Below are 14367 nucleotides of genomic sequence, written 5' to 3'. Positions count from 1 at the left end.
TTTTACAATTCTTTTCTCAATCGCGCTACTGGTATATTAAGCTGTTCGCGGTATTTCGCGATGGTTCGTCTTGCGATATTGTAGCCTTTTTCTTTCAACAAACCAACCAACGCGTCGTCGGTAAGCGGCTTGCGCTTATTTTCGCTGTTGATGACGTCCATCAAATGCGTTTTGATTTCTTTGGTTGAAACTTCTTCACCATCGTCGTTCGTCAAGGAATCGGAAAAGAGACTTTTCAGATAGACAATTCCATTTGGTGTATCTGCATATTTGCTTTTTACCACACGGGAAATGGTGGAAATATCAAATCCTGTAATATCCGCAACATCTTTTAGAATCATCGGTTTCAAGGATTTGTCATCAGCCGTTATGAAATAATCTTTCTGAAGTTTTACAATGGCCGAAATGGTTTGCAACAACGTATTCTGGCGCTGATTTATCGCGTCAATATACCATTTTGCTGCGTCGAGTTTTTGCTTGATGAAAAGCGCCGCCTGCTTATGTTCCGGCGATTTTTTATCGTGAGAATATGTGGTTAAAATATCTTTATACTCATCGGAAACTCGTAATGAAGGCGCATTTTTGCTGTTTAATGATGGAATTACCTCAATTCCTTTCGCTCCGTTATCTTTAACGGTGATTAGAAAATCCGGAATAATTTCATTATTAATGGTAATCGTCTGCGTATCAAAATTTCCACCTACTTTCGGCGAAAGTTTAGAAATAACCTCCAAAGCATCTTTTAAATCTTCCTCTTCAATATCGTATTTCTGGATGATCTTGTTGTAGTGCTTGTTGGTAAGCGCGTCAAACTGGTTTCTCAGAATATTTCCGGCTAAACTCACTGCTTTATCCGCAGAAACTTTTTTCTCAATCTGGAGTAGAAGACATTCCTGCAAATTTCTGGCGCCGACGCCCGGCGGATCGAGTTTCTGAACATAATTTTCCAGAATTTCCTGCACATTTTCTACCGTGGTAAAAACGCCTTGCGAGAACGCTAAATCATCTACTACTTTTTTCAGTTCTCTGCGCAGATAACCGTCGTTATCCAGATTTCCGATAATATATTCCGCGATAAGCAGGTCTTCATTTTCAATATTCGATAAGCGGATTTGCTCTAAAAGATAATCGTAAAGCGACTGCCCTTCCGTTAAAAGCGACTGGTTATCGAATTCTTCATCATCAGCCGAATAGTTGCTCGCCGTAGTTTTGTAAGCCGGCTCATCATCGAAAATATAATCGTTTACATCGAAATCGGTATCAATGCTTTCGGTGCCTTCTTCTTCGAAACTTTCTTCTGAGGAAAATTCTTCCTCTTTATTTTCTTCCTGCACTTTTTCTAGCGCGGGATTTTCTTCCAGTTCGCGCTCCAGTTCCTCTTCAAATTCCAGCGTATGCAGTTGAATCAGCTTCATTAACTGTATTTGTTGAGGGGCCAGTTTCTGGCCAAGTCGCATTTGAAGATTTTGCTTTAACATATTAAGATCTCTGTGTTTTTTATTTTGATGTGTTCCTCAATGTACGGAAATTTACTTAGAATTCCGCATTGTGAGGTGTGCGCGGGAAAGGGATTACATCACGGATGTTCGTCATCCCGGTAACAAATAATACCAGTCTTTCCAATCCCAAACCGAAACCTGCGTGCGGAACCGAACCGAATTTTCTGGTGTCTAAATACCACCACAATTCCTCTTCGTCCACGTTCATATCTTTCATCTTGCTTTGCAAAATGCTGAGTTGGTCTTCACGTTGTGAGCCACCGATGATTTCGCCAATTCCAGGGAATAAAACATCCATCGCGGCAACGGTTTTTCCGTCTTCGTTCAGTTTCATGTAGAAAGCTTTGATTTCTTTCGGATAATCAAACAGAACAACCGGGCTGTCGAAATGTTTTTCTACCAAATAACGCTCGTGCTCACTTTGCAAATCTGCGCCCCATTCATCAATCGGGAACTGGAATTTGCCCTTTTTATTTTCTTTCGAATTCCTTAAAATATCAATAGCTTCGGTGTAAGAAACGCGTTTGAAACGCTTTTGGATCACGTTGTTCAGCTTTTCAATTAAACCTTCTGCAGCGCGGTCTTTTTCCGGTTTTTGTTTTTGCTCTTCAGTAAATCTTTTATCCAAAAATTCCAAGTCATCTTTGCAGTTTTCTAAAACATAACCGATGACATATTTTAAGAAATCTTCTGCTAAATCGATATTATCTTCCAGATTATTGAAAGCAACTTCGGGTTCCACCATCCAGAATTCCGCAAGGTGACGCGCCGTGTTCGAATTTTCTGCGCGGAAAGTTGGACCGAAGGTGTACACGCGGCCAAGTCCCATCATTGCAGTTTCCACGCTTAACTGGCCGGAAACCGTAAGATTGGTTTTTTTACCGAAAAAGTCCTGAGAAAAATCGATCTCTGAATTTTCATCGCGCGGAATTTCATTTAAATCGAAATTCGTTACGCTGAACATTTCACCCGCACCTTCTGCATCTGCGCCCGTAATAATCGGCGTGTTCATGTAGAAAAATTGGTTTTGGTGAAAGAACTGATGAATGGCAAAACTCACCGAACTTCTCACACGGAAAACAGCGCCGAAAAGATTGGTACGGAAACGCAAATGCGCTTGCTCACGCAATATTTCCAATGAATGTTTCTTTGGCTGAAGAATGGTTTTGTCACGCTCCTCCGTAAAATTATCGCCTAAAATCTGTATTTTTTTCGCGATGAGTTCAATGGTTTGTCCTGCTCCCTGACTTTCTACCACTTCACCAACAATTTTCAGCGAAGCTGCATTGGTAATGTTTTTCAGCAGGTTTTCGTCGAATTTTTCAAAATCTACGACAATCTGGAGATTATTTATAGTTGAACCGTCATTCAAAGCAATAAAACGGTTGGAGCGGAACGCCCGAACCCATCCTTGAATCGTAATGTCGTGGTGCAACTGTTTTCTATAATTTCCTAATAGTTCTTTTATCGTCGTTCTCATTTTCGTGGAAGTCGTTTTTTTTTAAGTGTTTTACCGAAATTTTGCGCTTCGCCAAATCTCAGTCTATGCAAACTTACTAAAAATTGGCGTAATTTTTGCTTTAGGTTATTAATATTTTTCTAAGAATTTCGGTGTTTTTTCACCGAAATTCTTGTTTTTAGACTTTACTAAAATTTACTACTCAAAATTTTTAGCAAAATCAATTTAACAAAATCTGAAAAAAAATGGTCAAAAAAAGGCAAAAAAATTGCCTTTAAATCTTTACTATAAATTTTCAAAAAAATTGCCCGAAAAGCAGGCAATTTTTATTCGTCTTTTTTTGAAGGCACCAGGAATACATCCATCAAACCTTCCGGCAACGCCATTTTAAGATATTTTTCTTCACGATTCAGTTCCAGAATCCAGTCTTTAATAATTGGGATAACCACTTGTTTTCCTGCAAGATTCAGCAAAAAATAATGCTGGCCCGTCTGGTCGTTTACAGACTCTATGATTCCGCAGGATTTGCCGTCTTCTTCACGAATTTCAAAACCAACCACTTCGTGATAATAAAATTTATTTCCAGTCAGTTTCGGCAAACCGGAAAGCGGCAGATAAACATCTTTGCCTACCACCTGATCCACCAAAGCTTCGGTGGAATTTTTAAAGGAAATAATCAGCGTTTCCCCTTTGCTCCACGCCTGTTTCGCCACAAAAAAAGGCACCAAAAGGCCATTGATATCCACAAAAATAGAATCCAATTTATTATACATTTCCGGCTGATCGGTATCCAATTTCAAAAATACATTTCCGTGCAAGCCATGTCTGCGCGTGATTTTGCCGAGAAAATAGCAATCTTCTTTTTTCATAATGCAAATATAAAGGGTTTTAAAATAACAAAAGCGTCAAATTAATTGACGCTTTTGCACTTCTTAAGATAAGAAATTTATTAAGCTTTTGCTTCGTCTGCTCCCTCTTCAGTTGCTTCGTCGCTTCCGGCTAATTTTTCAGTAACATTTGCTACAGTTTCTTTTACGGTATCAATAGCACCTGCAACTACAGCTGCAGCTCCGCCTAAAGTTTCTGCAACAGTTTCCACTGCTGTTTTCTCTTCTACAGCCTCTTCCGCTGGCGCGTTTGCAGCTTCTTCAGCAGCTTTAGCTTCAGCGATTTTTGCGTCTTCAGCAGCTTTTTCTTCTGCTAATTTCGCGTCAGCTTCCGCTTTTGCGTCAGCCTCAATTTTCGCAGCAGCATCCAGTCTACCTTGGTTTACTTTAGCTTCAGCTTCCAGAGCAGCTTTTTTAGCTTCATCTTTCGCTTTGCTCAAACCGTCTTTTTTACCAAGAACCTGTTGTTCTTTACCTGCTAACCAAGTTGCAAATTTTTCATCAGCTGTTGCCTGGTCGAAAGCACCTTTAGCAACACCACCTAATAAGTGTTTTTTGTAAAGTACGCCTTTGTAAGAAAGGATTGCGCGCGCAGTATCTGTTGGTTGCGCACCGTTGTTTAACCATTTTACGGCAGCATCAACATTCAGGTCGATTACTGCTGGGTTGGTTACTGGGTTGTAAGTCCCGATTTTTTCGATGAATTTACCATCTCTACTTGCTCTTGCATCGGCAACTACGATGTGGAAAAAAGGCTTCCCTTTTTTACCGTGTCTTTGTAATCTAATTTTTACTGACATAAATGTTTGAATTTGTGGGAACTCGTCCCGATTAATTATAAGGCTGCAAAGATAATCAAATTTCTCAATGCAACGCGCTCGCGCGCAGATAATTTGCCGCTAAAATGCCCATTTTTTTTCAGGAGCCGGGAACCTGCTTTCACTACTCGCTTCCCGGCGCGGCTTTTCCCTACGCGCGGGAGAGCTCAAACACGCCGTTCAATCAGGGCTAGAGATTTACGCTCCTTCCACTTCCCGTTCCCAAATCCAGATTTCAAAATGAAAAAATTCACTCTTAAAACAGCATTTTTTTCGATTTTACCAAAACAATCCCAAACTCCAAAACGAAAAAAAATGCCCAAAAAGCAGCTTTTTTTTCAACTTCACCAAAAAGCAGTTCTAAATTCCAAAACGAAAAAATTTGCCGCTAAAACGGCAAATTTTTTAATTTCAAAAGCACTCAACGTTCATACTCCATCCTTACTGAAAAAACACCATAATTACCGCCACTACAAAACCAATTCCTGCGTAGATCATTCCACGACGAAACGCTTTAGACTTGAAATTAAACATCCAGAAAGATGAAATCACAAAGAAAAACAGCACAAAACCGAAAACCGCGTTCAGCGTCGCATAGCGGTGTGTAGACGTGGATTTATGCAGCTGGTTGAATTTTTCCAGCACATACGGCAACTCCATTTTCGTGTATTTCGCTTCGCCCGTTTTCAGGTTGTAAGTTCCCTGTTCAAAGGTTTTCAGGTCGCCGTCGCCCGGTTTAAACTCCACATTCCGCATTTTGATTTCTTTCGCGAGTTCCTTTTCCGTCATGTTCGGTTTCAGCACGATTTCGGTTTTATTTTCCTTTTTCAGGAAATTGGTGTCGCGGTAAATGAGCAACACGCCGCTGAGGGCGTAAACCGCCATAATTCCCGCCGCGAAATAGCCTAAATAGCGGTGCGTAATCCGCATAAATGATTTGGTGTCCTTAATTGCTGCCATAGTTTTCTGTTTTTTTTGTTTTTTTTAAAAATGGGAAGAAACGGGCAAATACCCGTTAATTTCGCTTCCCTGATTTAAAAACAGCGGAAAAATGCTTTTCCACTGTTTTATTTTCAGGATGCAAACTTATGAAAAGTTAGAATTTGTAGTTAAACGTCACGTAAAAGTTTCGTGGAGTAATTGGGTTCACCGAATAATTTTCGTGGTAATTGTAATTCACCGTATCGAAAAGGTTTCCTATTTTTCCTAAAACTGAAAATTTCTTCCAGTCGTAACCAACGGATAAAGCTGCCGTCACATAATCGTCAACTTTCAGCAATCTGCTGGCGCCACCGCGATCATCCAATGTTTCTTTGGTATCGTTCCAGCCTGCAATTCTGTCACCTACAAAATAGGCGCTCGCCCCGATTTTTAGTCCTTTCACATACTCATTGAAAGTATAGAAAACGGAAGCATTTGCGGTTGTCGCAGGAGTTCTAACTAATCTTTGGTTTTCAACATAACCGAAATCTGCCGGCGTATCCAGGTAAACCGAATGGTTGTAGGAAAAACCACCAATCAACGACAGATTCGGGTACGGATTTCCCGTAATATCTAGCTCTACGCCGCGGCTGCGCATTTTTCCTGCAAAATCTTTGATGCTGGAATCGGAATTCACCGTTCCGTCTGCTTTAAATTCAGCAGTTTGGTAGAAATTTTTATTTTCAATCTGATAAAGCGAGAGGTTAATTGCTACGGCATTATTCCAGAAATTCTTTTTCATTCCCAGTTCATACTGGTCGATGAGCGAAGGTTTCAAAGAATTGTCATCGATGTCGCGGCCGGTATTTGGACTGAAAGAATTGGTGTAAGTCGCGAAAAGCGAAAGATTGTCGTTCGGCATATAAACCAAACCTGCTTTTGGCGAAAAAGCGCGGTCTACCGTTCCTTCGGAAATCGTAACTGAATTGTTGGCAAAGTTTTTCTTTTCAGAATCTTTGTTTTCCACATAAGACCATCTCAAACCCGCCAAAACTTTGAATTTCTCCGAAAGTTCAATGAAATCCTGCGCGTAAATTCCAAATCTTTGCGTCGGAATTCTGTTGCGGTCTTTTCTTTCCGAGTTCGGAACTGCTCCCGACGCCCAGCTCGACGGATCATCCAGGTAAATCGTGCCATCAGCATTTCCGTTAGTGCCGTACAGCGATTGCGAAAGTTTGAAAGTGTAAGAATCGTTGGTGCCGTAATCACCGTCGGTTCCAACTAAAATTTTATGGTTTACATTGCCGGTTTTCACTTCACCATTTAAATTCAGCTGCAAACTGGTGTAGTTTTGCTCCGCGTAGGTTTTATTGATCGGTCTTTTCCAGCTTAAACGGTCAGTATTGTCATAGCTCCACTGAATTCTTTCGGAAGAAAAATAATCTTTCGTGTAGTTTTGGTAAGACGCGACAGCATTTAAAGTCCAGAAATCATTAAACTGATGATTAAATGTAATTCCGGTTGTTGCCTGTTCTACCGTTTGGTTTTGCCAATCTGCACCAAGAAAAGCGTTGCGCGGCAATAAATTATTCATCGCGTAGGAACCGTCTTTGTTGGTAATGGAACCGACACCGAAATCCGGCGTGAATTCATTTTTCAGATAATCTGCTTCAACCAAAATCTGCGACTTTTCACCGATATTAAAAACAAAAGACGGATTGAAATAATATTTTTCCGATTCTACCACATCGCGGAAACTCTCAGCCGTTTCAAAAGAACCGTTCACACGGAACGCAATTTTTTCGCTTAACGGACCGTAAAAATCGACGGTTGGTTTATAGCTGTTCCAGCTTCCTGCGCTGAAACTTACACTTCCACCTTTATCAAATTTTGGTTTTTTTGTTATTAAATTCACCACACCACCAGCGCCCACATTTCCGTAAAGCATTGCGTTGCCGCCTTTCAAAACTTCCACTCTTTCCAAACCGGAAACTTCAGGGAAAACACCGCTGTTTACACGCGAACCGTTTTTAAAAATATTGTCGTTCCCGAAAACAAAACCACGTCCACCAAAACTGTCCTGTGAATTTCCGCGCGAAGACGTAATATAAAGACCGTTTACATTTTGCAGAACGTCGCTCAGCTGTTTTGCTTGCTGCTGCTCAATTACTTCATGCGTTACAATCGCCACTGGCTGCGGATTTTCCATAATCGTCAAATTCGATTTCGACGAAAGTGGGCGTGCTTTATTGGGATTTCCGGTTTTATGAAGGTTTACATCTTCAATTTGCTGAATTCTGATCGTGTCACTCTCAAAATCATATTTCATCTGCCCACTCATCGTTGCAGCAATCAATAACATTCCGAGAGAAATTTTCTGTTTTTTCATGGACGTTTTTATTTAGACTGAATTAAAATAACGCTGCAAAAGTAAAAGAATCCGCTTACTTACACAAGTCTATTTTGAATTATTCTAAATAAAGAAATTTGTTTAAATTCCTGAAAATGAAGCTGGTTTTATTTTTAGCTGATATTTATCAGTTTTTTTTCAGGAAAATAAAGCCAAAAAGCAGGAAGGAAATGTTGATGATGAAATATGTAATTCCGTTCGGCGCACTCGCGGTTCCGAACAAAACAATGGCAATTCCGAAGACCGCGATTACGGCCATTATTTTTTTCATTAATGAATTACGCGAAAAAAGTTTCCGGTTGAAAAGTTGGAACAAACCAATAAACAAAGCACCGTTGACCAGGTAAATAAAAATGATGGGTATTGCGGAAATGTCAAAATTCTTCGCGGTAAAAAACGAAACCGTATTTGTAATATAATAGATAACGATGTATAGAAGAATAATTAAAGTTCCAAAAATTGCACTGTTCACCGGCATTTTTGTTTTTTCATCAATTTTAGTCAAATTCAGGAATTTTTTGGATTTCTTTAAATTCGAAAACTGATAAGGAACGCGAATTGTCGCGAGAAGCAAACCGTTTGAAGTTCCCAAAACCGAAATAATAATGAAAAGCTGCATAATCAAAGCTCCGGAATTTGAAGCAATTTTCCTTGCAAATTCGGTGATATAAGTGTCTTTGAGCGCGATAATTTCTTCGCCGCTCATCCTGAAAACAATTCCGAGATAATAAGATATATAAATCACCATTACCGAAATGGTTCCTATTATTAAAGCTTTCGGAAGGTTTTTGCTTGAATTTTTAATTTCACCCGAAATCTGCGTGGCGATATACCAGCCGTCGAAAGCAAATGAAATCGGGATAAAACTCGCCGCCACCAAGAGCAAAAATGATTGATTCTGCACACCGTTCCCGATTTGCGTAAATGTGTTTACCTGGCTTACATCGCCTTTTACCAAGCTTAAAATACCGAGCGACGCTATGAAAATTAACGGTAAAACCTTCAGCACTGTTGTCATTTGCTGAAAAATTCCGCTGCTTTTAGGCCGAAAAATATTTACGCAGAAAAAGATGACCAAATTTACGAAACCAATCAGCGCGAAATGCAAAGGAGTCGGTGAAAAATTCAGAAAATCTGCCAGCAAATGCGCAATATAAATCCCGGAAACCGTGAACAGAACCGCGGTCAGCGCGGGATAAAACAAACTCATATACATCCAACCGACAAAATAGGCCGCAGTGTTGCCAAAGCGATAGGTGACATAGCTTAAAATTCCGCCTTCTTTTGGCAAAATTTCGGCATAATTCGCCATAGAAATTCCGGCGAAAACCACGCTGATGCCGACAATGATAAAGCCTAGAAATCCGGCTAAAACATTGCCCTGGGTTGCGGAAAGCACATCATCAACTTTAAAGAAAATTCCGGATCCAATAACCTGTCCGATCACCATAGAAATGGCGGTAAATAAACCGTATTTGGCTTCCAGTTTTTGGTTGTCGCGCATAATTTGATGGAAATTTTAGTCCTGAAGTTCTAACCAACGCATTTCTAAATCCTGAAGTTTTTCAGCAATCGTTTCTAAATCTTTGGAATAAACCGCAATCTTTTCGTAATCGGTTTCGTTGTTCAGATTTTCCAAAATTTCCGCGCGGTTTTTCTCCAATTTTGGCATTTCTTTTTCAATTTCTTTCAGCTCCTGCTGTTCTTTAAACGAAAGTTTTTTAATAGCAGAAGTTTGAACCGGTTTTACGGCTTCAACTTTTTTCGGAGCTTCCGGTGCCGGAGCTGAAACTTTTTTTGACTGCTCTAAAGCCTTTTTTTCGCGATATTCCGAGAAGTTGCCGACAAAATCTTTGATGATTCCATCGCCTTCGAAAGCTAAAACGTGATCCACAATTCGGTCCATAAAATATCGGTCGTGGGAAACGATAATTAAACTGCCTTGAAACTGCAACAGGAAATTTTCTAAAACCGTCAATGTTGGTAAATCCAGATCATTCGTCGGTTCATCGAAAATTAAAAAATTCGGATTTTGGTATAAAACGTACATCAAATGCAAACGTCGTTTTTCACCACCGGAAAGTTTGGAAATCGGCGAATACTGCGTTTGGTCATCAAACAGGAAGAGGCGCAAAAACTGCGAGGCAGAAATGGTTCTGCCATTGGCAAGCGGAAAATTCTCCGAAATATCTTTAATGAAATCGATAACGCGCTGCTCTTCTTTATATTGCAAACCTTTCTGCGAAAAATACCCAAATTTTATAGTTTCACCGGTTTCGATGGAACCCGAATCATACGGCTCTAACCCTTGGATAATATTTAAAAGTGTGGATTTCCCGGCACCGTTTTTACCTACAATCCCTACTTTTTCACCGCGCTGAAACTGGTAAGAAAAATCTTTCAGCAACACTTTATCACCGAAACTTTTTGAAATATGGTGTAGTTCCAAAATTTTCTGGCCCAGCCGTTTCATTTCAAAATCCAATTCAAGTTTTTCTTTTCTGGTATCTGTTTTGGCAATTTTTTCGGTTTCGTAAAAATCGTCCTGGCGCGATTTCGATTTCGTGGTACGCGCTTTTGGCTGGCGGCGCATCCATTCCAACTCCTTTCTATAAAGGTTTTGTGCTTTATCGATAGTAGAATTCAGGTTTTCCTCGCGGATGATTTTGTTTTCCAGATAAGTGCCGTAGCTGCCGTTGTGAACGTAAAGATTGTAATCTTCCATTTCCCAAATTTTGTCGCAAACAGCATCCAAAAAATAGCGGTCGTGAGTTACGAGAAGCAAAGTCACCATGGCTTTTGAAAGATAATTTTCCAGCCATTCCACCATATCTACGTCCAGGTGATTGGTTGGTTCGTCCATAATCAGCAAAGTGTGGCGGTGCTGCGCGCGAGTTTCCACGAGAAGTTTTGCCAGCGCAACGCGCTTGATCTGCCCACCGGAAAGCGTTTTCATTTTCGAGGTCAAATCGGTGATTTTCAGTTGGTACAAAATCTGGCTCATTTCATTTTCAAGATCCCAGGCTTCGTGAATTTCCATTTCATTCAGCGCTTTGTCCATATCATCCGGATCTTCCGAAACCAAGGCATGATGGTAATTTTTCAGCGCCATAATCGGTGCGGAATCCAAAGTCATCATAAATTCTTCCACATTCAGCTCGCCTTCAAAATCAATTTCCTGATCGAATAAAACCACCTGAATATCTTTGTTGATGACAACTGTACCAGAATCCGCGATTTCTTTGCCCATCAAAATTTTGAGCAAAGTAGATTTTCCGGAACCGTTTTTAGCAACAATTGCGATTTTATCACCTTCGTTGATGTGGAAAGTAATGTCGGTGAAAAGTTTTTTAACTCCGAAAGATTTCGTGAGGTTTTCTGCTGAAATATAATTCATTATAAAAGAAAAGAAGGGTTTTTGAAAGGTGCAAAAGTACTGAATTTTGGCGAGAGAACGGCGCAGAAAAATTCCGTGCTGTTTGGGCAAAAAATTCGAAAATTATGAAACAGCAGCTTAAATTTAAAACTAAAAACCCGAGCGTTAAACTGTGTTAATTCTGTTGATTATCAATGAAATGGAATATTTTGTGATGCTGAAACACCATTAACATCAAAAAAATTTAAAATGGAAAACGACAAAGTAGTCAGCGAGCTGAACGATTTATTAACCAAAAATTACGACGCAGAAAAAGGTTACAAAGAAGCCGCAGAAAAAATTGAGCACCGCGCTTTGAAATCTTATTTTGAAAGCCAGGCCAAAAACAGATACGATTTCGGGCACAAAATCAAAGAATTAATTGCAAAATACGGCGGCGAGCCGGACAAAGGAACAAGTTTAGCTGGTGATCTTCACCGAACGTGGATTGCGATTAGAAGTGCTTTTGCCACCGGCGACCAAGCGATTTATGAAGAATGCATCCGTGGTGAAGAAACATTTTCAGAAGAATACGGTGAAGTTTTGAACGATACCAATTTGCCACAGGACGTGCGCGAAATGGTACGTAAACAGAAAGATTCGGTGGACCGCGCATTGGTTGCACTGCGTACAATGGAAGATTTTGCCTCGTAAAATGGCAATTTTTTATGTTTTACAAGCCGCTTCAAAAGAAGCGGTTTTTTTCGCGCGCTATTGAATTTAATGAAAAGGATGATAGACAGCTATATCCACGAATTTGTTTAAATTTGACACACAAAATTATTTTAAAAAATGAAAAAAATATCGCTCATTTTACTGCTTTTTTTTAGCATCATCACCTTCGGTCAGGGAATGAAATTCGAGGAAAATAAAACTTTCGCGGAGCTTTTGGCCATCGCAAAAAAAGAAAACAAACTGCTTTTTGTGGACGCTTTTACCACCTGGTGCGGCCCATGTAAACTCATGGCGAAAAACGTATTTCCGGAGCCAACGGTGGGCGAATTTTACAACGCGAACTTCATTAATTCCAAAATCGATATGGAAAAAGGTGAAGGCATTGATATTGCGAAAAAATACAATGTTCGTGCATACCCGACCTATCTTTTTCTGAATGGCGATGGTGAACTCATTCACCGTGTGACGTCTTATTTTCCGGCGCCGGAATTTATTTTAGTCGGAAAAGATGCCATTGATCCTGCAAAACAGTTGGGCGCGCTGAAGAAACGATTTGAAGCGGGCGACAAAAACCCGGATTTCCTGCTAAATTTCATTAAAGTTTTCGCTTTTTCTGACGCTGATTTAGCTACGAAAGCCGCTGTTACTTACTACAACCAGAAAAAAGAGCAGCTTTCGCAGGAAGATTTGTCTTACCTTTTTGCTTTAACTCCGGATTCAAATTCTCCTCTTTTTCCGCAGTTTATTTCCCGAAAAGCTGAGCTTTTGAAAATGATGCCCGAAGAAAGATATACGCAGTTGCTTCAAAGCCTCGCGCAAAGTGCACTTTTTAATAATTCGTATGATAAAGCGACCAAAACTTTCGATGAGAAAAAATATGTTGCGGAAGCCCGAAAATCCATGTCGGAAGAAGCTTTGCGACCACTTTTGCTGAAAACCAGAATGAGAGTGGCTTCGCTTCAAAAGGATAAAGCAACTTACCAGAAACTTGCGCTGGAATATTACAGCGACGGAACTTCGCCTGCTTTTACATCAGACGAACTGAATTCTATCGCCTGGAATTTCTTCGAAAACGCCACAGATAAAGCAGCTTTAGAAAAAGCATTAAATTGGGCAAAACAGTCGGTAAAAATGAAAGAAGGTTACGCGAATACCGACACTTTGGCAAACCTTTATTTCAAATTGGAACAAAAGGAAAACGCGAAAACTTGGGCAACCAAAGCCATCGAATTAGCGAAAAAAAGTGGTGATGATTTTGCAGACACGCAAGCTTTGCTTGATAAAACAAAATAATTTCACTTGAAATAAAATTAAAAAAGATGCCGTAAAAAGCATCTTTTTTTATTAGTCTAAAGTCAGCCTTTTCAGCGACCACAAACTTCCGTTATAAACATTCAGGTCAACTTTGGTATTGATGCCGTACACAATTCCGTTTTCGGTAAACTGCCAGATACGCCACTCGGCGTCCGGCGACGGTCGGGGAACATCATTGTAGTTTGCGAGCCAAAGCGGATAATCGTCAAATTCACCCTTTAGAAAATCTTTGTGATAATGATAATACGTGTAAATTATCGGTTTTTCACCGTAGGCTTCTTCTACAATCCGGCACCAGATTTTTAAATCTTCGATGAGTTTTTTGGTGGATTTCCGACGCGGAATTTTTTCAATATCCAAAATCGGCGGCAAATCACCGGATTCCAACTTTACGTTTTCGAGGAAATTATTCGCCTGCAAAACCGGATCTTCATCCGCGCGGTAAAAATGATACGCGCCACGAACCAGATTGTGCTTTTTAGCTAAAGTCCAGAACTCATCGAAATGTTTATCTGCTGAACGATTTCCCATGGTGGCGCGTAAAACCACAAATTCCAGCGGAATGGCGCGGTTTCCGATGCTTAAACTGTCCCACGCGATGTCTTCTTTTCTTTGATAATGAGAAACATCAATACCGAAGGTTTTATCAGTATTGTCCCCGATAATCCGGTTGATGCGCGCTTCTTCCTCTTTAGAATTGGAAAGCTTTTTATGTTCAAATTTATTGAAATGTAAAGCGTAGTAAAAAGAAATTTTTTCCTTTAAATAAAAACCGGTGCCAAACAGCGCCAAAACCAGACACAAAAGCAGGATTTCGCGACGCAACAGAAAATGTCTTTTGCGCTTTTTATGAATTTTGCGGGTAATTTTTTTGTTCAGTTTTCGTTCGGTCATGGTTTGCAAAAATAGATTTTTTAGCATGAAAAAGCCACGAAAAAATTCGTGGCTTTTTGGGTATTTTTTTGATTT

General features: G+C 40.1%; 10 protein-coding genes and 1 pseudogene. 2 read left to right on the top strand and 9 right to left on the bottom strand.

Translation table 11 applies throughout. The annotated features are described in order from the left end of the window. Positions 1-2 precede the first annotated feature (2 nt). The 8 genes and pseudogenes from rpoN to OA84_RS05235 all read right to left on the bottom strand — a co-directional run bounded on the left by rpoN (position 3) and on the right by OA84_RS05235 (position 11391). The gene (gene rpoN / locus OA84_RS05270) at positions 3-1478 is read right to left on the bottom strand and encodes an RNA polymerase factor sigma-54 (RefSeq protein WP_039343474.1); all 1476 of its coding nucleotides are present in this window, start codon (positions 1476-1478) and stop codon (positions 3-5) included. Between the two features lie 55 nt (positions 1479-1533). Further along, positions 1534-2979, bottom strand: coding sequence for an asparagine--tRNA ligase (asnS, locus tag OA84_RS05265; protein ID WP_039343472.1), 1446 nt, complete (start codon positions 2977-2979; stop codon positions 1534-1536). Between the two features lie 305 nt (positions 2980-3284). Next, positions 3285-3827: a ribosome maturation factor RimM gene (gene rimM, locus OA84_RS05260; protein WP_039343468.1), complete on the bottom strand. Its 543-nt coding sequence runs from the start codon at positions 3825-3827 to the stop codon at positions 3285-3287. Between the two features lie 257 nt (positions 3828-4084). Next, a pseudogene (locus tag OA84_RS05255) lies at positions 4085-4645 on the bottom strand (30S ribosomal protein S16); the annotation flags it as partial. 459 nt (positions 4646-5104) lie between these two features. After that, the gene (locus OA84_RS05250; protein WP_039343462.1) at positions 5105-5623 is read right to left on the bottom strand and encodes a membrane protein; all 519 of its coding nucleotides are present in this window, start codon (positions 5621-5623) and stop codon (positions 5105-5107) included. A 136-nt stretch (positions 5624-5759) separates the two neighbouring features. Further along, complete coding sequence (locus OA84_RS05245; protein ID WP_039343459.1) at positions 5760-7973, bottom strand: TonB-dependent siderophore receptor; 2214 nt, start codon at positions 7971-7973, stop codon at positions 5760-5762. A 148-nt stretch (positions 7974-8121) separates the two neighbouring features. Next, complete coding sequence (locus tag OA84_RS05240; RefSeq protein WP_039343455.1) at positions 8122-9498, bottom strand: APC family permease; 1377 nt, start codon at positions 9496-9498, stop codon at positions 8122-8124. Positions 9499-9513: 15 nt separating this feature from the next. Beyond that, positions 9514-11391 (bottom strand): ABC-F family ATP-binding cassette domain-containing protein, encoded by a 1878-nt coding sequence (locus OA84_RS05235; RefSeq protein WP_039343452.1) that lies wholly within the window; start codon positions 11389-11391, stop codon positions 9514-9516. 228 nt (positions 11392-11619) lie between these two features. Here OA84_RS05235 and OA84_RS05230 point away from each other — a divergent pair, with 228 nt between their 5' ends. Next, a complete protein-coding gene (locus tag OA84_RS05230) occupies positions 11620-12063 on the top strand; it encodes a ferritin-like domain-containing protein (RefSeq protein ID WP_039343449.1) in 444 nt (147 codons plus the stop codon). A 138-nt stretch (positions 12064-12201) separates the two neighbouring features. After that, positions 12202-13377, top strand: a complete 1176-nt coding sequence (locus OA84_RS05225; protein ID WP_039343446.1) for a thioredoxin family protein — start codon at positions 12202-12204, stop codon at positions 13375-13377. A gap of 51 nt (positions 13378-13428) precedes the next feature. Here OA84_RS05225 and OA84_RS05220 read toward each other — a convergent pair whose 3' ends face one another. Then, positions 13429-14292 (bottom strand): glycoside hydrolase family 25 protein, encoded by an 864-nt coding sequence (locus OA84_RS05220; protein WP_156965040.1) that lies wholly within the window; start codon positions 14290-14292, stop codon positions 13429-13431. Positions 14293-14367: the final 75 nt, after the last annotated feature.

The sequence above is a fragment of the Kaistella solincola genome, assembly GCF_000812875.1.
In the GTDB taxonomy this organism is placed as follows: Bacteria; Bacteroidota; Bacteroidia; order Flavobacteriales; family Weeksellaceae; genus Kaistella; species Kaistella solincola.
This window is presented reverse-complemented; position numbering and strand designations above follow the sequence as displayed.